At 52.4% G+C, this 24,431-nt stretch carries 22 protein-coding genes and 1 riboswitch; of the genes, 4 read left to right on the top strand and 18 right to left on the bottom strand.

The annotated features are described in order from the left end of the window. Positions 1-35: 35 nt before the first annotated feature. Positions 36-902: an AraC family transcriptional regulator gene (locus tag EJQ19_RS14805; RefSeq protein ID WP_206438424.1), complete on the bottom strand. Its 867-nt coding sequence runs from the start codon at positions 900-902 to the stop codon at positions 36-38. Between the two features lie 91 nt (positions 903-993). Next, on the bottom strand, positions 994-2,001 hold the full coding sequence (locus EJQ19_RS14810; protein ID WP_126142012.1) for a zinc-dependent alcohol dehydrogenase: 1,008 nt from the start codon (positions 1,999-2,001) through the stop codon (positions 994-996). A 388-nt stretch (positions 2,002-2,389) separates the two neighbouring features. Between EJQ19_RS14810 and EJQ19_RS14815 the strand changes: the two genes are divergently transcribed. After that, positions 2,390-3,346 carry a cation diffusion facilitator family transporter gene (locus EJQ19_RS14815; protein ID WP_126142013.1) on the top strand — a complete coding sequence of 319 codons (957 nt, stop codon included), beginning with the start codon at positions 2,390-2,392 and terminating at the stop codon, positions 3,344-3,346. Positions 3,347-3,411: 65 nt separating this feature from the next. Here EJQ19_RS14815 and EJQ19_RS14820 read toward each other — a convergent pair whose 3' ends face one another. From EJQ19_RS14820 to EJQ19_RS14850, 7 genes are all read right to left on the bottom strand, one after another. Then, positions 3,412-4,497: a LacI family DNA-binding transcriptional regulator gene (locus EJQ19_RS14820; protein ID WP_126142014.1), complete on the bottom strand. Its 1,086-nt coding sequence runs from the start codon at positions 4,495-4,497 to the stop codon at positions 3,412-3,414. Between the two features lie 142 nt (positions 4,498-4,639). Next, positions 4,640-5,404: an ABC transporter ATP-binding protein gene (locus EJQ19_RS14825; RefSeq protein WP_126142015.1), complete on the bottom strand. Its 765-nt coding sequence runs from the start codon at positions 5,402-5,404 to the stop codon at positions 4,640-4,642. Positions 5,405-5,407: 3 nt separating this feature from the next. Next, positions 5,408-6,244 (bottom strand): ABC transporter permease, encoded by an 837-nt coding sequence (locus EJQ19_RS14830; RefSeq protein ID WP_126142016.1) that lies wholly within the window; start codon positions 6,242-6,244, stop codon positions 5,408-5,410. Positions 6,245-6,262: 18 nt separating this feature from the next. Continuing rightward, a complete protein-coding gene (locus EJQ19_RS14835; RefSeq protein WP_126142017.1) occupies positions 6,263-7,291 on the bottom strand; it encodes an ABC transporter substrate-binding protein in 1,029 nt (342 codons plus the stop codon). A 66-nt stretch (positions 7,292-7,357) separates the two neighbouring features. Continuing rightward, a riboswitch (guanidine-I (ykkC/yxkD leader) is annotated at positions 7,358-7,465 on the bottom strand. Between the two features lie 308 nt (positions 7,466-7,773). After that, entirely contained in the window at positions 7,774-8,538 is a 765-nt protein-coding gene (gene sdhB, locus EJQ19_RS14840) for a succinate dehydrogenase iron-sulfur subunit (protein WP_126142018.1), read from the bottom strand. Between the two features lie 2 nt (positions 8,539-8,540). Further along, positions 8,541-10,304, bottom strand: coding sequence for a succinate dehydrogenase flavoprotein subunit (sdhA, locus tag EJQ19_RS14845; protein ID WP_126142019.1), 1,764 nt, complete (start codon positions 10,302-10,304; stop codon positions 8,541-8,543). 16 nt (positions 10,305-10,320) lie between these two features. Next, positions 10,321-10,977: a succinate dehydrogenase cytochrome b558 subunit gene (locus EJQ19_RS14850; protein WP_126142162.1), complete on the bottom strand. Its 657-nt coding sequence runs from the start codon at positions 10,975-10,977 to the stop codon at positions 10,321-10,323. Between the two features lie 272 nt (positions 10,978-11,249). Here EJQ19_RS14850 and EJQ19_RS14855 point away from each other — a divergent pair, with 272 nt between their 5' ends. Beyond that, on the top strand, positions 11,250-12,146 hold the full coding sequence (locus EJQ19_RS14855) for a LysR family transcriptional regulator (RefSeq protein ID WP_126142020.1): 897 nt from the start codon (positions 11,250-11,252) through the stop codon (positions 12,144-12,146). A 42-nt stretch (positions 12,147-12,188) separates the two neighbouring features. On the opposite strand, the gene EJQ19_RS14860 is transcribed toward EJQ19_RS14855, so the two are convergent. Then, positions 12,189-12,950 (bottom strand): response regulator transcription factor, encoded by a 762-nt coding sequence (locus tag EJQ19_RS14860; RefSeq protein WP_126142021.1) that lies wholly within the window; start codon positions 12,948-12,950, stop codon positions 12,189-12,191. A gap of 44 nt (positions 12,951-12,994) precedes the next feature. Further along, on the bottom strand, positions 12,995-14,347 hold the full coding sequence (locus EJQ19_RS14865; protein ID WP_126142022.1) for a TrkH family potassium uptake protein: 1,353 nt from the start codon (positions 14,345-14,347) through the stop codon (positions 12,995-12,997). Between the two features lie 153 nt (positions 14,348-14,500). Between EJQ19_RS14865 and EJQ19_RS14870 the strand changes: the two genes are divergently transcribed. Beyond that, positions 14,501-16,132, top strand: coding sequence for a CPBP family intramembrane glutamic endopeptidase (locus EJQ19_RS14870; protein ID WP_126142023.1), 1,632 nt, complete (start codon positions 14,501-14,503; stop codon positions 16,130-16,132). Here EJQ19_RS14870 and uvrC read toward each other — a convergent pair. The 3 genes from uvrC to EJQ19_RS14885 all read right to left on the bottom strand — a co-directional run bounded on the left by uvrC (position 16,095) and on the right by EJQ19_RS14885 (position 18,931). Then, positions 16,095-18,020 carry an excinuclease ABC subunit UvrC gene (gene uvrC, locus EJQ19_RS14875; protein WP_126142024.1) on the bottom strand — a complete coding sequence of 642 codons (1,926 nt, stop codon included), beginning with the start codon at positions 18,018-18,020 and terminating at the stop codon, positions 16,095-16,097. The genes EJQ19_RS14870 and uvrC overlap by 38 nt on opposite strands. A 98-nt stretch (positions 18,021-18,118) precedes the next feature. Further along, positions 18,119-18,433 (bottom strand): thioredoxin, encoded by a 315-nt coding sequence (gene trxA / locus EJQ19_RS14880; protein ID WP_126142025.1) that lies wholly within the window; start codon positions 18,431-18,433, stop codon positions 18,119-18,121. Positions 18,434-18,511: 78 nt separating this feature from the next. Continuing rightward, complete coding sequence (locus tag EJQ19_RS14885; RefSeq protein WP_126142026.1) at positions 18,512-18,931, bottom strand: MerR family transcriptional regulator; 420 nt, start codon at positions 18,929-18,931, stop codon at positions 18,512-18,514. Positions 18,932-19,194: 263 nt separating this feature from the next. Between EJQ19_RS14885 and EJQ19_RS14890 the strand changes: the two genes are divergently transcribed. Further along, the gene (locus EJQ19_RS14890; RefSeq protein WP_126142027.1) at positions 19,195-19,341 is read left to right on the top strand and encodes a YqzM family protein; all 147 of its coding nucleotides are present in this window, start codon (positions 19,195-19,197) and stop codon (positions 19,339-19,341) included. A 956-nt stretch (positions 19,342-20,297) separates the two neighbouring features. Here the strand turns inward: EJQ19_RS14890 and dnaI are convergent. The 4 genes from dnaI to EJQ19_RS14910 form a co-directional block, all read right to left on the bottom strand. Further along, complete coding sequence (gene dnaI, locus EJQ19_RS14895) at positions 20,298-21,248, bottom strand: primosomal protein DnaI (protein ID WP_126142028.1); 951 nt, start codon at positions 21,246-21,248, stop codon at positions 20,298-20,300. A 54-nt stretch (positions 21,249-21,302) separates the two neighbouring features. Next, entirely contained in the window at positions 21,303-22,799 is a 1,497-nt protein-coding gene (locus EJQ19_RS14900) for a replication initiation and membrane attachment family protein (RefSeq protein WP_126142029.1), read from the bottom strand. A 214-nt stretch (positions 22,800-23,013) separates the two neighbouring features. After that, on the bottom strand, positions 23,014-23,910 hold the full coding sequence (locus EJQ19_RS14905; protein ID WP_126142030.1) for an alpha/beta fold hydrolase: 897 nt from the start codon (positions 23,908-23,910) through the stop codon (positions 23,014-23,016). Between the two features lie 67 nt (positions 23,911-23,977). Then, positions 23,978-24,262 (bottom strand): YuiB family protein, encoded by a 285-nt coding sequence (locus tag EJQ19_RS14910; protein WP_126142031.1) that lies wholly within the window; start codon positions 24,260-24,262, stop codon positions 23,978-23,980. Positions 24,263-24,431: the final 169 nt, after the last annotated feature.

Here is a 24,431-nt window from a genome sequence, read left to right on the forward strand (position 1 = left end):
GAAATAAGATAACTCTGACAGAAATACGGAAAATCCTATGGCTTCCGAATGTCGGCATTCATCGCCATAAACAAACTGGGCATGACGCCAACATGCGCTTTGAAAGATCGGCTGAATAAATAGATGCTCGAAAACCCGACCTGGTCTGCAATCGCCGTTAAGGTCAGATCACCGGCCATCATTCGGATTTTGGCTTGTTCAATGCGGGTGTGCGTCAAATATTTGTGAATCGTCATCCCTAATTGATCCTTAAACAAAAAGGAAAGATGATTCGTCGAAATCCCCACGTGACGGCTGATGGTCCCATTACTCAACTCGATATTGGCATAGTTTTCATGCATATAAGTAATTGCCTTTTCAATAAACACCCAGCCCTTGGTGACCCTGCCCTCTCTCACAGCCGCTCCCGCTTGTCCCCGCAGAAAAAACACCAACAACTCTAAACAAATTGCTTTAGTAAGCAAGGTAAACCCAGGCTTCTGGTCGAGAAATTCCTTATGCAGAATCAGAAATCGTCGCTTCAGTTCGATCTGTTCCGGTAAGGCGACATGGACAACGGGAGAAAGGGAGGAGAACTTCATTTCCATCGGCGCTGGACTACGTCGTGCAGCCGTCATCCCTTGGTCGTGCCAGCGGCTCCGCTCGTTCTCATAAAACAAATCAAAATGAACAATATATTGGATCAACGGAGCGTCGGAAGTCGCGCGAATCAAATGCGTCAAAAAAGGGGGCATCAGGATGACGTCCCCTTCCTTGACTTGGTACGTAATGCCGCCCATAAAAAACTCCGCTTCGCCCTGCTCGATATACGTGTACACATGGTCATAGTCCAACCATTCTCCAGCCAACGAAACGGATTTGTGAATCTTGACCACCCTGACCCAAGGGGATAGTTCATTCATCCAATCCTCCATGCCCCTATTCCTGCCTCCCCTCGATCATACTGTCTTACAACGCGTGCTTGTCCTTCGTACAAGAAGTATTGCTCACACGCTATACTGTGCTCCAATCAAATAATACGCCGCTATATCGGTCCTTGTTCTCTTTCAGTCCCCGGTAGGCCTCTTTTGCTTGGCCAGGCTCCAGTACATGGCTGATCAGCGGAGCAATCTGGAGCCGGTTCGTCTTCATCATCTCGAAGACAATCTTCGAATTTCGCACCAAAGAATGCTTCACAAACTCGTTGGGCTCCGTTGGAAATCGCCACTCGTGTGCGCCTTTAAATGTAATACATCCTCGGTTGTACAGATGACAGTAGTTGAGGATATCCGTGACATCCCCATTATACGCCCCGCGAGGGCTTCCCAGGAAAATAATTTCGCCAAGTTTGGCAATATACGCCAGACTCTGTACAGCAACTTGAGGCACGCCCGTCGCCTCGATATGCGTAGAGACGCCTGCGCCGCCGGTGATCTCGGCAAGCTGCTCCTTCACCGCCGTGCCTCCCTGAAGCCGATAAGGCACACCGCATTGCTCGGCAATACGAAGCCGTTCCTCCGACAAATCAAGGCCAATCACGGTCGCTCCTTGCGCCCCAGCCAGCTGGGCTGCCATATTGCCGATGAGCCCCAGCCCCGTTACGCTGACATAATCGCCAAACTCAATCGCCGAGACACGGATCGCCGTCGCCGCCACCGTCGCCATCCGTGTGAAAGGCACCCATTGCCTGTTCAACTCAGCTGGAACCTTCAAAAAAGTTCCGTTTGTCGATACGACCTCATACTGTGCATGGTTCCCATAATGAAACACAATGTCACCCGCCTGAAAATCCTTTACGCCTCTCCCTGCTTTCACAATTTCGCTCACCGCCGCGTACCCCGGAATGCCCGGCATAGCAAACCAAGCCTCATTCCCTGACAGCATGGCCAGCTCCGTCCCTGGGCTAATCAGCGTGTACAGCTTCTTCACCAGGACCTCCTGATCACCAATGTCTTGCGAAAATGACGCCTGAACCGTTTCTACTTGCCATGGTCCTTGAAATACGATCTTTGTATGTTTCACCGCTGCTCAGCTCTCCTTTAAATCCGTCTTTCTTTAACTATAGACGGATACGCCGGTGGGTGTCTTTGACGCAGAGAATGAGTTTTTATCTAAAAGTATGATTTGGGCTGCAACCCTTTTTCTTCCGTAAAACAAAAAAGAGACCCAGCCAACGGGGCCGGGTCTAAAAGTTATATTAAAAAGGGGGTCTTGTTTATTATATTACCCGAGGTACATTATGGAACCATAACAGGAATATTTCATTTGTGTTACAAAATTTAAAGCGCTTTTATTCATGAGCAATTTGCCGACCTACCATGTTTTTTCCAAAAAGCAGTTGCGCTTCCTTATCCATTGGCATATACTGAAGATAACTTAATTAGAATTATTATAAATAAGGAGGTGCCCGATGAGCGTCCAATACGACTACCATCATCTGCATCATGTTAAACAACAAACCACGTCCAAAAAGACATTGTGGGTAACCCTCATACTGACTTCCTTCTTTACACTTGTCGAAATTATCGGCGGGGTGATGTCCAACTCGCTTGCTCTGCTTTCGGATTCCGCGCATATGATTTCCGACGTCATCGCGCTCGGCCTCAGCATGATTGCCCTGCATTTGGCGACACGCGAACCCAATGCCCGCTTTACGTTCGGCTTTCTGCGATTTGAAATTATCGCCTCGTTCTTGAACGGCCTGGCGCTGTGTATCATCGCGATTGGCATTTTCATCGAAGGCGTTCAGCGGATTATTCATCCGCAGCCCATCCAGCTTGGCATGATGCTCGGCATCGCGGTCATCGGTTTCATTGTCAACCTTGTACTGACGCTGGTGCTCCACCACAGTGTCAAAGAAGAAGAAAACCTCAACGTGCAGAGTGCGCTTTGGCACTTCTTCGGGGATCTGCTCAGCTCGGTTGGCGTTATTGTGTCCTCCATTATCATTTTTTATACAGGACTGCTTTGGTTCGACCCCGTCATCTCTATGGTCATCGGAGGCATTATTTTCATCGGCGGGAGCAGAATCATTCGGGAATCGTTCATGATTCTGATGGAATCGGTCCCGGACAAATTCAACCTGGATGAGATTCGCGCAGTCATCGCGCGTGTTGAAGGCGTCGAAGACGTCCACGAGATGCATCTGTGGGCCGTCTCTACCGACCATTACTCGCTAACCGCACATGTATTCATCCGCCAAAATATCCAACCCTTCTGTGTCATTCTGGCGATCAATGAGACGCTGAAAACTCATTTTGGCATCGAGCATGCGACGATTCAAATCGAGCACGCCGAAATCAATCCGCACGGCGAATATGGCAAGGATTTCCTCAGAGGTCGCAAGCAGCTCTCCCACGGCCACTGAGCAAATAACTGGCAAGCGGCAGTCTGCGAAGGATTTATTATCCTGCAGGCTGCCGCTCTTTGTCTTTATGGATGAGAATGAAACGCTCCCTTTTGCGTCGAATTCCGCACAACCATCGTCATCGGAATCAACAGCTCATGGCCCACCGTTTGTGCCAAATACTGCTCCAGCAACGCCTCGTCAGCCTCGTCCAATGCCTCCCCCAACTGCTTGATGAGAAAAGCGGCAACCAGGCTCGTCTGCAAATCCACCGGCATCTCAAACGACGTCAGCGACGGAAAAGCCGCCTTGGCGAACGGCTCATTGTCCATCCCGATCAGCTGCACCTCGTCCGGTACGCGAATGCCGCGCTCGTGGCATTCCGCCAGCAGCTCCAGGGCGAGCGCGTCATTGAACGTGTAAATCCCGACCGGGCCCGCCGAAGCTGAACCGCCAACCGACAGGGCTGCTTCCAGCACCCCCGCCACGCCTAGCTCGCCCGCATCCAACAGTGCGTGAGCGACCTCCGTCCCATGCTCTCCTACGCCGGCGAGAAAGCCCGCAATCCGCTGCTCATTGGCGCCCATGCCGTGACGGCGACCAGCATATACCACGGTGCGGCAACCCCGCGCAAGCAGATATCCGGCAGCTTCCCTGGAAGCTCCGGCAAAATCCAGATTTACGGCCCACTTGACCACATCGCCTGGCCAATTCCAGCCATTGAAAATCACAAGCGGCGTCCCTTCTCCAGCAAGCTGCATCGTCGAAGGGATGCTCATCGCGAGCCCATGCGAGACGAGGCCGTCTACGCGCCGCTGCAGCAAATGCTCCAGGTGGCGCCGTTCGATTTCGGGGTCCATCCCCGCCGCCGAAAAAACAGACAGATGGTAGCCATAGCCATGCACCTTCTGCTCCAGCTTCTCGGCGAATCGGCCGTAATAGCCGCCGAAATGCGGTAAAATCAAGCCGAGCTCATGCGAGCGGCGGCGGCTCAAATTCGTCGCCATCACGTTGCGGCGATAGCCCAGTCGCGTGATGGCCTCCTCGACTCGGCGAATCGTCTCCGGCGACATCGGCACTTTCCGGCGGTTAATCACATTCGATACGGTTGCAATGGACACGCCGGCTTCCGCAGCAACATCAACAATCGTTGGTGGTTTCTCTCTTTTCATGCCATACCTCAATCCCGTTCAATCCTGCTGTGCATCAGCTACATTTCATTGTAGCGGGGACATGACCTCATCGTCAAATGGCAAACGTACGCAGCCTGCGGGCTAAAAAAGAAAAGCCCGACCGCCGCAGCGGCCAAGCTCGCTATTCCTCCTGATGTCCGATCAAGGAGACGATCTGCTTTTTCAACTTCACGAACGCCTCCGAGTCCTTCACATCCGGCATGCTCCGCAGCCCGCTCGGAATCGCAATTTCGCTGCGAATCGTGCCCGGATGCGCCTGCATCACATAGACGCGCTGCGAGAGGAAAATCGCCTCCTCAATATCGTGCGTGATGAACACGACGGTTGTCTTTTCCTTTTCCCAGATCCGCAGCAGCAGCTCTTGCATGCTGTTCTTCGTCTGCGGATCCAGCGCGCCGAACGGTTCATCCATAAGCAGCACATCCGGGTTGTTCGCCAGCGCCCGGGCGATAGCCACACGCTGCTTCATCCCCCCGGAAAGCGCCTTGGGCAGCGACTTTGCAAACTTGCTAAGCCCGACCAGCTCCATAAAATGATCGGAGATTGCACGCTTTTCGAATAACGGCACGCCCTTGAGCGTGAGGCCGAACTCAATATTTTCCCGAACCGTTAACCAAGGAAATAGCGTATAGCTTTGAAACACCATGCCCCGGTCTGCGCCGGGACCCTCAATCTCATGACCGGAGATCGTCAGACTGCCAGATGTAAGCGGCTCAAGCCCTGCTACAATACGCAGCAGTGATGATTTGCCGCAGCCGGACGGTCCGACGAAGGAGACGAACTCATGCGCATCCACGTGAAAAGAGACCTGATCCAGCGCAAGGAACTGCGATTTCTTCGTCGCATACGTTTTGCTGACATCGAAAGCGTTGATTTTTCGTTCCATTGCCTAACGCCCCCCTTCCAACCAAGGGAAAAATCTGCGATGACAGTACGCGAATGTCCGGTCCGTCAGCAGCCCCAGCAGGCCAATCACGATAATGCCCACAAAAATCTGATCCGTATTCAGAAACCGCTGCGCCTTCATAATGGAGAAGCCCAGCCCGCTGCTGGCGGCAACCAGCTCGGCGACAACCAGATACGTCCACGCCCAACCGATGATGAGCCGCAGCGTGTTCATCAGGTCCGGCAGCAAGGCGGGGATGAGCACTTTTTCAATCGCCTGCCAGCGGCTCGCTCCGAGCGTATAAGACGTCTGCAGCAAATCGTTCGAAACGGAGCGCGTATTATCCGCGACCATCAGCATGAGCTGGAAAAAGCAGCCGATAAAAATCACGATGACCTTCGCCCACTCGCCGATTCCCGCCCAAACCATGATCAGCGGAATGAACGCCGTTGCCGGCATGTAGCGGATAAATTCGGTTGGCGGCACAAGCAGCGCTTCGGCAAAGCGGAAAGTCCCCGCCAAAATCCCTAGCGGAATACCGAGCAGACAGGCAAGCAGGAAGCCCGCGCCTACCCGGAAAATACTCATGCCAACATTGTGCCAAAAGACCGCGTTCTGAAGTTGAATGCCAAATTGCTTCACCACCTGCCCCGGCGTCGGTAGAAACGTCGGATTCACGTACCCGCCATAGCTCAGCACACTCCATACGAGCAGCGCGATCACGGTAACCAGCACGATGCCGCCGCTATACGTGGCACGACTGATGTCGCCGCGAATGGCAAACAGGGCGGACTTCTTTCTTTTTTTCACCACAGCCTCCAGCTTTAACTCCACAGCCATCTCCCCTTTCCCGCCAGCTTACTTCTTGCGTTCCTTCATAACTTCTTCTACAAAATGCCCATCCAGGAAGCTCTCCGGCTTCGGAATTGCCGTCAGCATATCCAGCCCCTTCAGGAAGTTCGCCGTTTTATCGGAGGTGAACGCCAGCGATTCCAACGAATCGGCTTTTTGGAACGCCTTGACATTATCTTCAAGTTGGAAAATTTTCACGCTGTCGACCCCGGCTTTGTATTCATCCACCGGCGTTTCCGCCGCCTTCGCCATAATCTGGAGCGCCTCTTCCGGATTCGCCTTCCAGTAGTCCAGCGCGTCAAACCAGGCGTTCAAAATTTTCTTCACGTCCTCCGGGCGGTTCTTCGTGATTTCTTCTTTGAAGACGAGGAGGTCAGGAATGAGGCCAGGCGTATCTTTGGAGGAAAATAACAGCTTGCCCTTGCCCTCTTGAATCGCTTTGCTCAGGAAGGGTTCCCACAGCACCGCAGCGTCCAGATTGCCCGAGATAAAAGCAGGTCCCGCATCATTCACGGTCATATTCGTGTAGGAGACGTCTTTCTCGCCGAGTCCCGCCTTCTCCAGTGCGGTCAGCATGAGCAGATGATCGACGGTGCCCAGTTCGGTCGCTACCTTTTTCCCTTTCAAGTCAGTCAGGGAATTCACGCTTGGCTTCACAACGACGCCGTCGCCACCATTCGAGTTGTCGTTGACCAGCACCGCCTTCAGCTTAATGCCTTTGCTTGCCGGGGCCAGCGTATCGCTTAAGGTTTGGCTGTTCGCATCGACTTTGCCGGACGCCAGTGCCGATAACGAATCGCTGTACACCGGGAACCAGACAAGCTCCACATTCACGCCATTTTTCTCAAAGAAACCTTTTTCTTTGACCAAATACCAGACGAACCAGCCCGGCCATGGGCTAAGCGCCAATTTGATCGGCTCCCCGGACCCGCCGCTGCTTCCTTTCGAAGAGCTTGCCGTATCCGCCCCGCACCCGCTAAGCACACTCACACTCAAGATCAACACCAGTATCAGACTTACGATTCTTTGTCTCATCCCGTTCTCTCCCTCTCTCCTTTTCGTTGTAAAACGAAAAGCCCGGGACGATATCATATCCTGATATCCTCCCGGGCTTTTCTCCCTCCGTGTGCACGATGACGCGCATCGTGTGTCTTCTCTCGGACCTGACCGGCAGCCTTCATCTGCCGCGGAACCCTAGAAAACAAGTTCATATGAGGTTGTGACTAGCTTGACTTGACGCTTCATTTGTTATTATCATACTGAGAACCTTCATTAATGTCAATATATATAACATAAATTAATTATTCTGTTGTCAAACATCGCATTAACGTTATATTATATAACATAAATTACTCCTATCAGGAGGTGTCGATCATGTTCTCCGTTCATTTTCACATTCTCATGTTAGATAAGAAGCCTGCCATCCCCAATCCTCCAGCAAGTAAGAAAAAAGTCCGGCCTCCTGCCTAACGCAGGAAACCGGACTTTGGTTGTATATACAGGCTGTACGCTTCGAATTAAACGCCCAGCCATTTTTTGAACAGATGCTTCGTCGTATCGGCATTGAGCGCCGCGATCGACGTTGTGAGCGGAATGCCTTTTGGACAAGAGCGCACGCAGTTCTGCGAGTTGCCGCAGCCTTCGATACCGCCGTCGGACATCAAGGCATCCAGACGCTCGTCTTTGTGCATTTCACCCGTAGGGTGCGCATTGAACAAGCGAACTTGGGACAGTGCGGACGGCCCGATAAAGGAGTTCTTATCGTTCACGTTCGGACAAGCCTCAAGACATACGCCGCAAGTCATACATTTGGACAGCTCATAAGCCCATTGACGCTTCGACTCGGCCATACGTGGACCAGGACCGAGATCGTACGTGCCGTCGATCGGTACCCATGCCTTTACTTTTTTCAACGCGGTGAACATGCGGCCGCGGTCAATGACCAAGTCACGCATAACCGGGAACGTGCTCATCGGCGCAATGCGCACCGGCTGTTCCAGCTTGTCTATCAGCGCGGAGCAAGCTTGACGCGGCTTGCCGTTGATGACCATGGAGCAGGCGCCGCAAACTTCCTCAAGGCAGTTGGATTCCCAGCATACCGGCGTCGTTTTGTCGCCTTTGGCGTTCTTCGGATTCCGCTGAACTTCCATCAGTCCGGAAATCACGTTCATATTCGGACGGTAGGGAACCTCGAACTCTTCCGTGTACGGTTTCGAATCGGGACTCTCTTGACGAGTCACAATGAACTTCACGGTTTTCTGTGCGGATTGTGTCTCAGCCATGATCAAGCGCCTCCTTTTTTCTTATCCGTGGAGTAGTCGCGTTTACGCGGCTTAATCAACGAAACGTCGATGTCTTCATAAGAAATTTTCGGACCTTCCGGTGTCCAATCCGCAATCGTCGTTTTCATGAAGTTGTCATCATCACGCTCAGGGAAATCCGGCTTGTAGTGCGCGCCGCGGCTTTCGTTACGCAGCAGGGCGCCAAGCGTCATCGCTTCGGCAAGCTCGAACATGTTCCACAGTTGGCGAGTAAACGCCACGCCCTGGTTATTCCAGCGTGCTGTATCCGTGATGTTGATATTGTTGTAACGCTCTTTCAGATCTTTGATCGTGTTAATTGTCGCTTCCAAACGATCGTTATAGCGAACAACCGTCATGTTCGTGTTCATCAAGTCGCCAAGCTCTTTGTGCAACTGATAAGCATTTTCCGTACCGCTGTTCATTTTCAGCAAGCTCTCGTAACGATCCAAGTGACGCTTCTTCTCACGGTCGAACACGATCGAAGAGATGTCGTCAGCATGTTTGGATAAGCCACGGATGTATTCAACTGCTTTAGGTCCAGCCACCATACCATCATAGATCGCCGATACGAGCGAGTTTGCACCGAGACGGTTTGCGCCGTGATGCTGATACTCGCACTCGCCCGCAGCGAACAGACCAGGAACATTCGTCATCATGTTGTAGTCGACCCACATGCCGCCCATGGAGTAGTGAACCGCTGGGAAAATGCGCATCGGAATTTTACGCGGATCGTCGCCCATGAACTTCTCGTAAATTTCCATGATGCCGCCAAGCTTGATGTCCAGCTCTTTCGGGTCTTTATGGGAAAGATCAAGGTAAACCATGTTCTCGCCGTTGATGCCGAGCTTTTGGTCCACGCACACGGAGAAAATCTCGCGCGTCGCGATGTCCCGCGGAACCAGGTTCCCGTAAGCCGGGTATTTTTCTTCAAGGAAGTACCATGGTTTGCCGTCTTTGTACGTCCAGATACGACCGCCTTCACCGCGCGCAGACTCGGACATCAAGCGCAGCTTGTCGTCGCCCGGAATCGCCGTCGGGTGAATTTGAATCATTTCGCCGTTGGCGTATTTCACGCCTTGTTGGTACACTGCGCTCGCAGCCGTACCTGTGTTAATAACAGAGTTCGTCGTTTTCCCGAAAATAATGCCAGGTCCGCCTGTCGCCAGAATCACCGCGTCCGCAGGGAACGTTTGGATCTCCATGGAGCGCAGATCTTGCGCGGCAATACCGCGGCATACGCCGTCTTCATCAATGACCGAACCCAGGAACTCCCAGTGTTCAAATTTGGTTACAAGGCCCGCTGTTTCCCAGCGGCGAACTTGCTCATCCAGCGCATACAGCAGCTGCTGGCCTGTTGTTGCGCCCGCAAATGCCGTACGGTGGTATTTCGTACCCCCGAAACGACGGAAGTCAAGCAAGCCCTCCGGCGTACGGTTGAACATAACGCCCATCCGGTCCATCAAGTGGATGATCCCAGGAGCCGCGTCACACAATGCTTTAACCGGAGGTTGGTTCGCAAGGAAGTCCCCGCCGTATACTGTATCATCAAAGTGCTCCCATGTGGAGTCACCTTCACCTTTCGTATTCACCGCACCGTTAATGCCGCCTTGCGCACAGACGGAGTGGGAACGCTTCACAGGCACCAAGGAGAACAATTGCACATGAACTCCGGCTTCCGCTGCTTTAATCGTCGACATGAGTCCCGCAAGGCCTCCGCCAACCACGATAATTTTCGAATTAGCCACTTTCGTTCACCCTCCCTTATTTCCCCGTAACCGCTTCTGCCGGAAGCTGGAATTGCGCATCTGTAAATGCTGTCAGCGACATAATAAACATGATGGACATAACAACGAACAGCCCCATCGTAACATACGTGGAATAACGTTGAGCGCGAGGCCCGATCGTAATCCCCCAGGAAACGAGGAAAGACCACAGTCCATTGCAGAAGTGGAACGTTGCGGATATAATACCGACGAGGTAAACCACGAAGAGCACCGGATTCGTTGCAATATCGTGCATCGTCTGACCCAAGTCTTCATGCGCGACATTGCCCAGCGCGACTTGCAGTCTGGTCTCGAACAAGTGCCACGCTACGAACAGGAACGTCAAGACGCCCGTCACGCGCTGCAAGAAGAACATTTGGTTACGGAAATAACCGTAGTTCGTTACGTTGTTGCGCGCTTGATAAGCCACGTAAAGGCCGTATACGGCATGATAAAGAAGCGGCAGCCAGATGCCCACGATTTCTAGCAAGAGCACGAGCGGCAATCCGTTCAGCCAATTGATTTGATCCACAAAGGCCGCAGGGCCCTTCGTAGCTTCATAGTTAGTGAGCAAGTGCTCAATAAGGAAGAAGCCCACCGGAATGACGCCTAACAGCGAGTGGATCTTTCGAAAGTAATACGAATTACTCATAATGTAACCCATTCCCCCCTCAACAAATTTCAAATAAATCCGTCTTCCGACAAGTTCTGACAATAAGCCACATATCATTGTACTCTCGCCGCAAACGAGCGTCAACCCATAATCATCCACAGCTATTGCGATTCAGTAGATGATTATTCCCATTTGTACAAATAAATATAGCTAAATTGTGACATGTACATCGTACCTCTTTCACGCTTATAATGGAAGTGCCGTTTTTTTATATCCACTTATAACATGAACGCATAATTAATGAGGTGACCCTCTTGGAATTATTAGATGTTTTCGCGGTAGTTGTCGAACAAGTCAGCTTGAACAAAGCCTCGCAAATCCTCAATCTTTCACAGCCTGCGCTCTCCCGTAAAATCATGAAGCTGGAGGAAGAACTCGGCGCCCAGCTCTTTGTCCGCAAAGGCAAGCGGCTCGAGCTGACGAAGGCCGGCGAGCTGTGCTACGATCATGCGCTGGAGATGCGGCATCTGGAGCGCAAATTCAAGCAGGCGATTCAGCTCTACAAATCCGCCGGCAGCCATGCCTCCATTACGATCGGCGCCTCTCTGACGACGCTGCAATCTACAACGCCGGACCTCATCAACGATTATTTGCAGAACTATCCGTTAACGGAGATTAAGCTGCTCACCGGCAAAACCCACGAAGTTGTCACGATGGTCAAAGACAACAAAGTCGACATCGGCATTGTCGCCTCCCTCATCAACGCGACAAGCTTGCACTGCGAGCCCCTTTTTGACGACCACCTGTGTCTCGTTCTGCCTGCCGGTCATCCGCTCGTTCAGAAATCCGGCATTACGATGAGCGACCTTAATGAACTGCCGATGATTCTTTTCTCAAAAGGAACCTGGTACCGCATCCTGATGGACGAAATGTTCAATCGGTTCACCATTTTCCCGAACGTGCAAATGGAAATCGATTCCTTCGAAGCGATCATGAGGCTCGTCTCCACTTGCAAAACGGCGACGCTCCTGCCCAAATCGTACCTCCGCGAGGATCTGATCCGAAATAACGATCTGGTTCTTCGGCAGCTGACCGAATTGGAGCAGACGAAGCGCACCACCTCCATCATTTACTCCGACCAAGCCGCCGACCATCAGGAATCGATGCGTTTCGTACAGCAAGCGCTGAATTACTTCATCAAGTCGCATTAAACGCCAAAAGAGCAAGCCGGCCCGCAAGCCGCTTGCTCCAATTTACATAGGAATGAATTTATAACCGACGCCCCAAACCGTCCGTATCCATTTCGGCTCTTTCGGATTATCTTCGATTTTCTTGCGCAGATTAGCGATATGTACATCGATGGCCCGCTCCGTGACAAAAGAGTCGATGCCCCGAACCGTCTGTAACAGATCCTCCCGGCTATAGACGCGGCCCGGATGGTTCACAAAGCACTTCATAATCTCGAACTCCGAGTACGTCGTATCCACGTGCTTCCCGTGTACCCGCATCGACCGGGTATTCACATCGAGGCGAATTTTCTCCTCTGCCGGGACTTCCACGGACGCGGCAGGCTTCATAGCAGATACAGGCGCCGCCGCGATTGCGGACACAGACAGCGTCGGTGCGTTGAAGTCCGCATCCGTACCGATGGACAGCTTGGACCTGCGAATCAGCGCGTTCGCACGTGCGATCAGCTCATGCATGCTGAACGGCTTACTCATGAAATCGTCCGCCCCGGCCACCAGCGCATCGACGCGTTCGGCGACTTTATTTTTCATAGAGACAATCATAATCGGCACTTGCGAGACGCGCCGAATTTCTCTGCATACGGAGAGGCCGTCCATGTCCGGAAGTACCCAATCCAGCAAAATCAAATCGGGGTTGAACCGGGAAAGAGCCTCGATGCCGTCCGCGCCATTTGTTTTCCGGGTGACGATAAAGCCCTCTTCCTTTAAAAACATTTTCACCATATCGCCGATCAGCGCATCGTCCTCAATCATAAGTACCTTAAACATTCGGCTCCACCTTTATTTTGTCAGTCTGGATGCAAAAGCTGCCTCTATCCGATCGTAATTTTCCCTTCCGGGTATCGAAACAGCTCTTTATCCCTCTTCGGCTGCAAAGCATAGGCCAGCGTGATCATGCCCAAACGCCCTGCAAACATCGTAAGGCAGATCATGACCTTGCCGACAATCGAAAGATCCGGCGTAATTCCTGTCGATAGACCGACTGTTCCAAATGCAGACGTCACCTCAAATAAAATTTTCAAAAACTGGGCATCTTCCGTTGCCGTCAAAATCATCGTTACGGCGATAACTAGGAATAAAGCCAGCATAGATAACGTAATAGCTTTCAGAATCCGATCCTGGGCCAGACGATAACGAAAAATAACAATGTCCTCTTTGCCTCTGATCATTGTAACAACTGCGCTTAGCAAGATCGCAAACGTTGTCGTTTTAATCCCGCCTGCCGTCGATCCCGGTGATGCCCCGATAAACATCAGGACAATCATGACGAACTGCGTTGCTTGCCGCAGCGAGCCAATATCAACGGTATTCGGTCCTGCTGTTCTCGTTGCTGCCGATTGGAAAAAGGCAGAAAGCACCTTACCTCCAAAATTCATTGACCCCAATGTGTGCGTATTGGTAAATTCAAAAATGAAAATAACCAAGGTACCCACTACAAGCAGCACAGCACTCATCGACAGTACAACCTTCGTATGCAGTGACAGTTTCCGTTTGTCGCGGTAGTCGATAAGATCGGAAATCACAATGAAGCCGATGCCTCCGAGCGTAATGAGCGCAACAGCAACAACATTGACTACGACATCGTTAACATATCCGGTGAATGAGACAAATGGTGCATCTACGGTTCCAAATAGATCAAAACCCGCATTGTTGAACATGGAAACTGCATGCCAGATGCCAAAGTACAGCGCCTTGGGGAAGCCTAAATCAAAGCTCCAGCGCACCGTGAAAAATAGCGCTCCGATCGCCTCAATCGTTAAGGAGTAGAGGATAACTTTACGGATCAAACGGACGATCCCTTCCATACTGCCTTGATTGAACGCTTCCTGAAGCAGCAGCCGCTCTCTTAGCGTAATCTTCTTCCGAATGGCAAAAGCAAATATTGTCGCCATCGTCATAAACCCCAGACCGCCGATCTGTATCAGAACGGCAATAACGACCTGGCCAAACACCGTAAACGCGCTGCCTGTATCCACCACGACCAGACCGGTTACGCAAGTTGCGGAAACGGATGTAAAAAAAGCATCCAAAAAGCCTATCGACTCTCCTGCAGCCGAAGCCAGTGGCAATGACAAAAGGCAGGAGCCAATAAGAATAATCAATCCGAAGCCAATGACTAGAATTTGCGGAGGTGTCAACTGCCAAATGCTAAATTTATTCTTCATTCTCTCACCCCGGCATATACATAATTGCGGATTCTTGATCCGCAACCAATGGAACCAGTTTCGGAGCAAAAACTCGGCAAGCCATACAAATACAGGTATTATATAATTGTTTAGAACTCTTTACCAGTCCAAACTTAAAGAAAGGAAGTCGCCATGCCTTCTATTCGTCTCAATCGTTTTCTTCTTACGCTATCCGTAATAGGCCTTCTCTTGTACAGCGCAATCTCTTTTCTATACAGCCGGGGAACCGAGCCTGAACTGCCGACGGACAACCCCGCGATTACCAAGAAGCAGGCCGCAGACAGCGCACTCGCCTTTCTGAAAGAACGTTACCGCGTCCATCAAGCCGATACCTACGTCGTCTATCAGTCGAAGAAAGAGCGCAGCGGCTACTTGCAAAAAGAAAATCTCATCAGCGCTTACCTGAGCGCTTACAACGAACGCTACCCGATCGATTATTACGAGGTCAGCGCTAAAGAAGGCTCAACCGGTCGGCGTTTTACAGTCGACATCAATTACATGAACAGCGCCGTCATCGGTTGGCGCGAGCAGTCGGGTTCAACCGGCGAAGCCCCCATGAACGCAGGCAAAGCGGACACGCTTGCTAAAGTGGAGATGCGGCAGCAGGGGCTGGACCCCGCAGACTTTGCGCCGGTGGAGCGCGCAAGCACGGAGGATCGGGCAGCGGGGCAGACGACGCGCTATTATGAGAAACAGTCGCAGCCGCTCGGAGAGGCCAAGCTGCAGCTGCAGTTTGATTTTGACGGGACGCAGCTAACGGGTTACACAGCCGGCTTCTCCCTGCCCGCTTCCTACACCGCTTGGTTAGAGAAGCAAGACGCCTCCGCGAGCAGGATGACGTGGGTTTCGTTAGGCTTCTCGCTCATCATGACACTCGCGGCGATCTTTTACGTCATTCGTTACCGCAAGGCGATGCGCTTCTCGCGAGGGCTGCTGCTGACAGCGATCTACTTGCTTATCTACATCGGCAACAACTTCAACATGTATCCAGCGTTCCGATCCGTCAGCGGCGACATGGAACCCAATCTTGCCGCATGGGCGTCCATCATCATCATGAACATCGTCACCGTGCTGATGGCAATCTCCCTCTACCTCGCTCTGGTTGCCGGGGAAGGTCTGTGGCGGCTAAAAGGTCAGCCGAAATGGCCGTTCTGGAAAGAAAGAACATTCGGGCATGAAGTCTTCTACGCCATGGGACGCGGCTACTTGCTCGCGCTGTTCATCCTCGGCATCCAGCAAGTGCTCTTCTATGCCGGAGCGATGCGCTTCGACGTGTGGTCGGTCAACGATCCGACGGATTCCGTACTCAACATGGTGAAGCCGCAGCTGTTCCCGACGATGGCCTGGGTGGCGGCAATTTCCGAAGAAGCGACTTATCGCCTTCTAGGCGTCATCTTTTTTAAAAAGCTGTTCCGCTCGAACTTCATCGCCGTGCTGCTGCCGAGCGTCATTTGGGCGGCGAGCCATACGCAATATCCGATCTACCCGGTATATACACGACTCATCGAGGTTACCATCATCGGAATTATTCTAGGCTACGTCTTTCTAAACTATGGCTTCATCACCGCGCTGTTCGCGCACGCCTGCATGGACAGCATCCTTATGGGGTTGTCGCTCTTCTCGCTCGGCGGGACGTTCGATTGGATGATCGGACTCATATACATCGTACTGCCCGGACTGGTCGGCTGGGGCCTCGCCTGGCTGCATGGAAAAAGACGTCCCCCCTTCACTCGTGGGGAGCCGCCTCGCCTTGAAGGGCTTTAAGAATTTCGCCCGCTAATTTTTCACCGATACCGAGAGGCTTGAAGTCCGCGACTTCGGCCTCTTTCATTTTGCGCACCGAGCCAAAATGCTTCAACAGCGCCTTGCGCCGCTTCTCGCCGATGCCCGGAATCGCGTCGAGCTGCGACACGACCATCGACTTCGCGCGCGTCTCGCGATGGAACGTGATCGCGAAGCGATGCACCTCATCCTGAATGCGCTGCAGCAAATAAAACTCCTGGCTGTCCCGCTTCAGGGGCACAATCTCCGCCGGATCGCCCATCATGAGCTGGGCGGTTTTATGCTTGTCGTCCTTAACGAGGCCGCAGACGGGGATATACAGGCCAAGCTCATTCTCCAGCACGTCAACCGCAGCGGAGATTTGACCCTTGCCGCCGTCGACGACGATCAGGTCCGGCATGGTGAGATTTTCCTTCAGCACCCGTTCGTATCTGCGGCGGATGACTTCACGCATCGTTTCGTAGTCATCGGGCCCGACGACGGTTTTCACCTTGAACTTCCGGTACTCCTTCTTGTCCGGACGGCCGTCCACAAACACGACCATCGCAGATACCGGGTTCGTCCCTTGAATATTGGAGTTATCGAACGCTTCAATCCGATGCACTTTGCCAAGGCCGAGCCACTCGCCCAAGTTCTCGACCGCCTTCGACGTCCGGCTCTGATCCCGCTCGAGCAGGAGGAATTTCTCTTCCAGCGCGTTGCGTGCATTGTCCTTCGCCATGTCGACCATTTGCTTCTTGAGCCCGCGTTGCGGAATATGGACTTTGACCTTCAGCCAGTCCTCCAGCGCTTCGCGGATCTCCCGTTCTTCGGTCGCCTCGCCGCGCGGCACGACGGTTTCAGCGTCGACCGGCTGCGCAGGCTCAGATGCAGGCGCATCCGCCGCCGCGGGCATCTGCGGCAGGAAAATCTCCTTCGGCAGCGCCGGATTATCGCTGTACACTTGGGTCACATAGGTGATGAAGTCATTGTACTCATCACCGTAATACGGAAAGAGCGACACGTGCCGCTCGATGAGCTTGCCTTTGCGCATATACTGGATATGTACAGCCATCCAGCCCTTGTCGACCGCGTAGCCGAACACATCGCGGTCCAGCGCGTCCGACGTCGTGATCTTCTGCTTCTCCATCAGCGCGTCGATGCTCAGGATATGATCGCGCAGCTCCTTCGCGCGCTCAAAATTCAATTCCTCGGAAGCTGCCAGCATCTTGACAGTCAGATCCTCTTTAATGGCTTCGTGCCCCCCGTTCAGGAAACGGGTGATCTCCTGCACCATCCGCTCGTTCGTCTCGGCGGATACATCCAGCGCGCAAGGCGCCAGACACTGCCCCATATGATAGTAGAGGCATACTTTATCGGGCATGGTCTTGCACTTGCGCAGCGGATAAAGCCGATCCAGCAGCTTCTTCGTCTGCTGGGCCGCAAACGCATTCGGATAAGGACCGAAGTACTTGCCCTTATCCTTGTAGACCCGCCGCGTGACTTCGAGACGCGGCTGCGCTTCGTGCGTTATTTTGATATACGGAAACGTTTTATCGTCTTTCAAAAGCACGTTGTAGCGCGGGTGATGCTGCTTGATCAAGTTGCACTCCAGAATGAGCGCTTCCACGTTCGAAGAAGTGATAATATATTCAAAGTCGCGGATTTCGCTGACTAATTTCTGCGTCTTGGCGCTGTGGCTTCCTGTAAAATAGGAACGCACGCGGTTTTTCAATACCTTTGCCTTTCCCACGTATATAATCGTACCCTGATGGTTCTTCATCAAATAACAGCCAGGCTTATCAGGCAGCAGCGAAAGCTTATGCTTGATCAGTTCCAGGCTTCGTTCGCGGCTCCCCGCATCTTCAACAAACTCGACGCTGTCCGACATTCGAGGCGGCGCCTCCTTTCCCCATAGAAAAAAGCTCTTTTTCAGCATAGCAGAAAAAGAGCTTTTTTTCACGAACAATTGTTTCTAATCCGCGGCAATTATTGATGGCGGGTAACAACGTTTTTCAGTGCGTCTTTGGATTGGAAGCCCACGACTTTGTCCACCGGTTGACCGTCTTTGAATACGATCAGCGTTGGAATGCTCATGACGCCGAAGCGAGCAGCGGATTCCGGATTGTCATCCACGTTCACTTTTGCGATTTTCAAAGCGTCAACTTCTTTATCAAGCTCTTCAAGAACAGGAGCGATCATTTTGCAAGGTCCGCACCAAGGTGCCCAGAAGTCTACAAGTACTGTACCTTCGCTTTCAACTTCCGCTTTAAAGCTGCTGTCAGAAACATTCACGATTGCCATGATAGTTCCTCCTCCTAAATGTAAATGTAATTTATAGTTGAAAGTATACCACAGACAAGGGAGTTTTCAACCGAACCATTAGTTAGCAGCAGGCTCAGCTATTGGCGGTGTGACGATACCGGGAGGCAATCTGACCGGAAGGCCTTGACTTCGCTGCTCTTCAATATAAGCAATCCGGTCCTTCAAATTGGCTTGCAGCATTTGCAGCATGTCAATTTGCTTCTCGATCTCTTGCAGCTTCTCCGTGTAGAGTGGCAGCAAGTCATCGCACTGCGACTCCTGATTTTTCATCACACAGTTTAAAAATCCCTCGATTTGCTCTGTTGTAAACCCCAGACTCAAGTAAAATTGGATTGTCTTAACGCGTTCGACAACCATTTGATTGTAGACCCGGTAGCCGTTCTCTTCACGCTGCGTTGCAATGAGTCCCTTGGATTCATAGTAGCGGAGAGAGCGGATGCTGGCACCGGTAAGTTTGGACAACTCACTTATGCGCATGGGCTTCACCTTCTCTTTGGAGATTTTCCGGAATACCGTACAGCTTAGTTTCCGAAAGCTCCATTTGTCCTTTTCCTTGATCAAGTAAGGATACCTCTATTGTAAACCATGACACTAATGTCAGAGTCAAGAAGTATTTTGCCTTTTTTCAGCTTCTCCTGTAGTGTTTGCATAATTGTCACTTTTGATTTGCTTTACAACTTTCGGCGAAGTTGGGTATACTAGGCTTACATTACGAATGTCCAACGTAGGGGGTATTTCACATGAGCGATCCTAAACACCCTGAGCTTCACGTGTATGAAGAGCCGCGCAACGATCTCATGGATGTCGGCATGGGCTTTGGCGTATTCTTTGGAATTTTGTTCGTCATCGCGATCATTGCGACCATCATTGAAGTAGCGAATAAGTAAGACGTATGGAAAAAAGCCGTACAAACGCCTCTGCGTTTGTACGGTTTTTTTCGTTTATGGGCTTTGGTGCCCCAGCTGCTAGACCCGCCGCTTTGACATGAACTGGAACGTCTCCGTTCTAGCGCGAACGGGCGTGACAGCGGCTATTTGATGAAAATCGTTCGTTCCAAATTGTAACGGCCGCCACGGAGCTTATTTGCATGAAATCGGTTCGATTTCACCGGATTTTCCCGAAATAGGCGCTGCTGCGCATGTTAAAATCCAAATTGATAGATTTTCAGGGGCAATAGGCGCTGTGTCACCCGTTACAGTACGAGTTGGGTGGCGGGTGGCCACGCCTGTTCACCTCGTAGATCAGCACGTTTCTGTTTAGCGGAACTACACGCCGCTATTTCGAAGAATTTCACCTGATTCGAGCTGTAGCGGAACGAGAGGCCTCTATTCGAGACAAAAACCATCATATTTGCTTAAAATGGCGCAAATAAGGTCTCCTCGTTCCCCAAATCGCATAAATCCGCCGTTTTTTTTAAAAATAGCGTCATCTCACTCCTCTTCTCACTCGCTTCAAGCAGAATACGAGGCTCTCCGGCCTCTATTCCTTTCTCTTATAGCGAATCCTGGGAGCTCACACGCTTCTCGCCTACCGCATAGCGTCGGTCAAACCCGCACCCTCCAGTCCTGCCGCATGGCGTCGGTCTAACCCGCCACCTACAGCCCTGCCCCGGGCAACAAACCTGCAAATCTGCAGGAATTTTCATCCGGGATCGCCCCTTACCAAAAAATGCCCCTTTTTGCGAAAAAACCTGCCATTTCGCAGGTTTTTCCCTTCAATATAGCTCGCAGCGCTCTCTATCCAGAGCTGCGCCCCTCCTGCTCGAGGGCCGTGTCTCGCCGTCTTTTCAATCCACGCGCTAATCCAAGGGCAAGCTGCTTCGTAGGCGCTATGCGCCGCCCCCTTATTTCCCTCGCTTATTCGTCCCCGTCACGTGCACGACTTCCACAAACGGGCGGATGCGGTCCATAATCCGCTGCCCTTTGAACTCCTCGTCTCCGTCTTTATTCGTGAACGAGAAATGCTTCTCCAGGTCGTCCAGCGCATAGTTGGACGTAAAGAAGGTCGGCTTGCGGTTCATCCGGTGATTTACAATCGCGCCGATGACATGGTCCCGCAGCCACGGGTTCAAGTTCTCCGCCCCAATGTCGTCGAACACGAGTAGATCGGTTTCTTTGAGGAGATCGATCGTCTCCTTCAATTTGGTCGGCTCCGAGAACATCCCCTTCAGATCCTCCGCAAAATCCGGCATATACACGATCGCCCCGGTCATGCCAACCTTTGCGAGCTGATGAAGCATATATCCCATGAGGAACGTTTTGCCCGTGCCGAACGTCCCCGTCAAATACAGGCCGCGCGGTTGCAGCCCCTGTTCGATCGTCTTGCCTACGTAGTCGTTGATCTGCATGACGGCCTTCGCCCGGTCGAGATCGGTTTCCAGAATGTCACCGAACGAGAAGCTCCGCGAGACGATGCGCGGATCGACGTGGAATGTGCGAATCCGGTTGGAGATTGCGTCTTGCTGCTGCTTCGCAAGGAACTTTTTGCAGGCGACCTTCTCCTCGTGAACAAACACGTGGTCTTTGGTCTGCTCCGCAAGCAGTATCGTATAATGCCCCGTCATATCGTTGGGGCAGTTTTCCAGCCCCGGGCAGTTCGAGCACGTCTTGTACTCCGTCACATGTTGGTACAGCTTGTTCATATTGATACGAATCGTATAATCATCGACAAACGGATACTTCTCGCGGAACTTGCCGACCAGCGGGTCGGCCAACACGCCTTGAATTTTCGCCTCTGCCTTGCGCTTCCACTCCGTATCCGGCAGCGACTTCAAAATCTGCGATAAAGATTCCATACCTCCCGCACCTCCCGTTTCCTATTTGCGGCCCTCGGAGCATTCAGACTCGCCCTAGCCTTTGCGGTTAAGCCGCTCGTCCAGCTTCTGCGCCATGCGCCGCGCTGCTTCCAGCTCCTCCGCGGTCAACCGGGTAGCAGCCGCCGTCTCGGCGTTCTGCGTAACCATCGGAATCCGCGGCTTCTGCGTCTTCCCTTGCCGCCCGCGCGTCGCCGCACCGCCGCCGGACTTGGCTTCCTCGACTTTGGAGGCAGCCTTTTGCCTGAAGCTCATTTTCTCCCGGACGTAGTCCACGGCTTGCTCATACGTTTGAATCTGCTTGCCCAGCATATCGGAAGCAACAGCTTCGATCGACGATTTCGCCCAAGAGCGGCGGTCGATATGTAGAAAATGAATGAGTACGTTAATGACTTCTTCGCTCAGCTTATAGTTCAAATCGATTTTTTCAAAAATGTTCAGCACACCGTCCGGGATCGAACCTTGAGTGAAAAACATTTTCAGCACAACCGTATACGGCTCATTCCGCAAAATGTAGTTATATTGATGGTCCGTACATTCCCCCCGCAGCTGCAGCGGCACTTCCAAATAGTACGCCATCTCCACGGATTTCTCTTCGGACGGCTCTGCCTCCTGCCCCTCCGTTCGGGCTGACGACCGCTCCCGCTCTTCTTCCCGCTTCTTTGTCTGCCGATAGAACAGGTTCGCGTTGTACTGCAGGAGATCCATGTGCAGCTCGCCTTCCTCCGTGAACACGCCGTCTTCATCGAGCAGGCGGCACGTTTCCTGCAAGCTTAAGTTATATTTCTTCGCCACGATATTGATCGCCGCGAGCTGGTCCGGCTTATGCTTGAGGGCTTCCACGAAGACGCGATTCCCAGAACCCCGCGGAAAGCGCATAATAATATCCGCATACTGGAAGCCCTTCGTCGTCACATCCAGCTTCGCCTCGCCCTGCTTGCTGGCCGACGCCTCATAGAGTGCCTGCTCCAGCTCGTAATCCACCACCTGCGTGTTCAAGCGGAACAACTCATAGAACGGCACCGACAAATTCTCCTCGCTCGCCCCCCGGCATTCCTCCGGCTCCGGCATCAGCAGCTCCTCGCGCAGGGACAGCAGCGTAAACTTCCCGACCTTATCCCGCAGCAGCAGCGTTAAATGCTGATTCCTGAAAAATTCGTTCGGCGACAGCGGCGGAAACAGCGTGTACACGAACACGTAATCCTCTTCCTCCGGCAGAAACTTCCGGGTCGTCTGCAATAAGCCGATCGCCTCCAGCTTCGAGGACGTCTCGATCAAATACTTGCGCCCCCGTTCGTTCTGCTCCAAATCCAGCAGCAAGAACAGCCTTCGCTGCTGCTCCAGCGGAGAGAAACCTATCTTTTCCGCGCTGAGCTGCTGATAGAGCACTTGGTAGAACGAAACCGCAAGGCCGCCGATCATCGGCTGGTACATCATCGCCAGCATTTTATAATCAAGCGAACTCAAAGAAAACTCACGGGAGACGCTAAACCTGTGGTTTTCCGTAAAATGCAGCATATTCGTCATTCTCATTATCGTTCCAGCACCATCCTGCCTCTGCTCAATCGAAAATCGCGGGGTGCTCGCATCCCGACAAGCTCTTCGATTCTCTTCTATTAGTCTACCACAAAAATCGACAAGCTTGGAATGCGCGAGAGGAAGATAATTTTTACCTGCTGCTTAACATAAAAAAGATTCCATGTCCGGCGCAGTTAGGCCCGTCATGAAATCTTGGTGTACACTTCATTTATTCATGCGCGTAGATGGAGGAAAGCTGCTCCGGGGGTGCAGGCTCGCCATACAAAGCTGGGTTCATCTGCTGCGCAATGGCCAAATCCAGCTTCGTGCGCGCGGTCTCTTGATCCGCCAAACTCGGAATCCAGAGCCGGATCAGCTCGTTCATTTTGTCCGGGCTTTGCAGCGGAATCGGGTGTTTCGCGCCCTTGAGGTAATAGAGCGAGCTCCTCGGCAGCTTCTCGTGCAGCAGCTCCCCGTACTGGTGGAAGACCGGATCTTCCTGACCGTAGATCAACAGCATCGGCTGCTGGATGAACGGGAGCCGGTCCGTACAGTTATACAGCAGACTCTGCTCAAAATAGGACCGCACGTTCACCGTCGCATCATCCGATGCTCTCCGGCTGAGCAGCCGGTACGTCGCGGGCTTGTCGCTGTTCCCGTACGTGATCGCGCCGGTCAGCAGCTTCATCCAGCCGCTTGGCTTCGCCAACCGAACAGCCAGCTGCACCCGCATGCGGTTATAGCGGTCCGTCATCTGCGACATGCCGCTTACGATGATCCCGCCAAGAAAGCGGCTCGAGTAGGTCAGCAGCGCCTCTAGCACCACGGAGCCGCCCGTGGAGTAGCCGCACAGATAGGCCTGCTCGATGCCAAGGGCGTCCAGCAGCTCCGTGATGTCCTGCGCGATCAGCGCATAGGTCAAGGGCTGCGAAGTGCAATCGCTCTCGCCATGGCCCCTGACGTCGAACGTGATGACGCGAAAGCGGTCGCTCAGTCCCTCTTTTTGATACCGAAACGTATCCAACGTAAGCAGTGGAGGCGGGATGAACACAATCGCGTCCCCGTCCGCCGGTCCGGTAATTTCAACGTGCAGCTTCGTTCCATTCACATGTACATATGACAACATCGGGCCCTCCTCAGATCAAGTTATTCCTTGCTCTTAGGCTGACCCGATGTTTGGGCTTTCATCCAACTTAAAACATTTTGAAGCCGCGAATCCGCAGCGCCTTGATGGCCGAGCCGCTTAGCACCGCCCCAACGAGGCCGCCGATCGCCGGAATAATGTCGACAATCGTAAAGCTTGTGCTGTCGGACATAAACGACGAGGACCCCGTCATACCGTAAATCACCAGCCCGATCATTAAGGCGATAAACGCATAGAGCGGGAACCACGTCGTTTTCATCAGCATATTCAGAATAAAACCGATGCCAAAAAATAACACCATCATCAGGACGGTGGCTATAATCATTTGCAGCACGTCATTCTTCCCCCTTATTGAGTTACAGCTCGTACTTGTTGCTACCACTATTTTAATCGACTGGAAGTTGCCCGTAAAGTGTACACAAATTGAACAATTGGGGTTTCACGTTTTGTTCATTTGCCCTTTCTCCATCAATTGGATACAATGTAGGGGATCATGAACCCTT

The sequence above is a fragment of the Paenibacillus whitsoniae genome (assembly GCF_003955665.1).
GTDB classification, from domain to species: Bacteria; Bacillota; Bacilli; order Paenibacillales; family NBRC-103111; genus Paenibacillus_E; species Paenibacillus_E whitsoniae.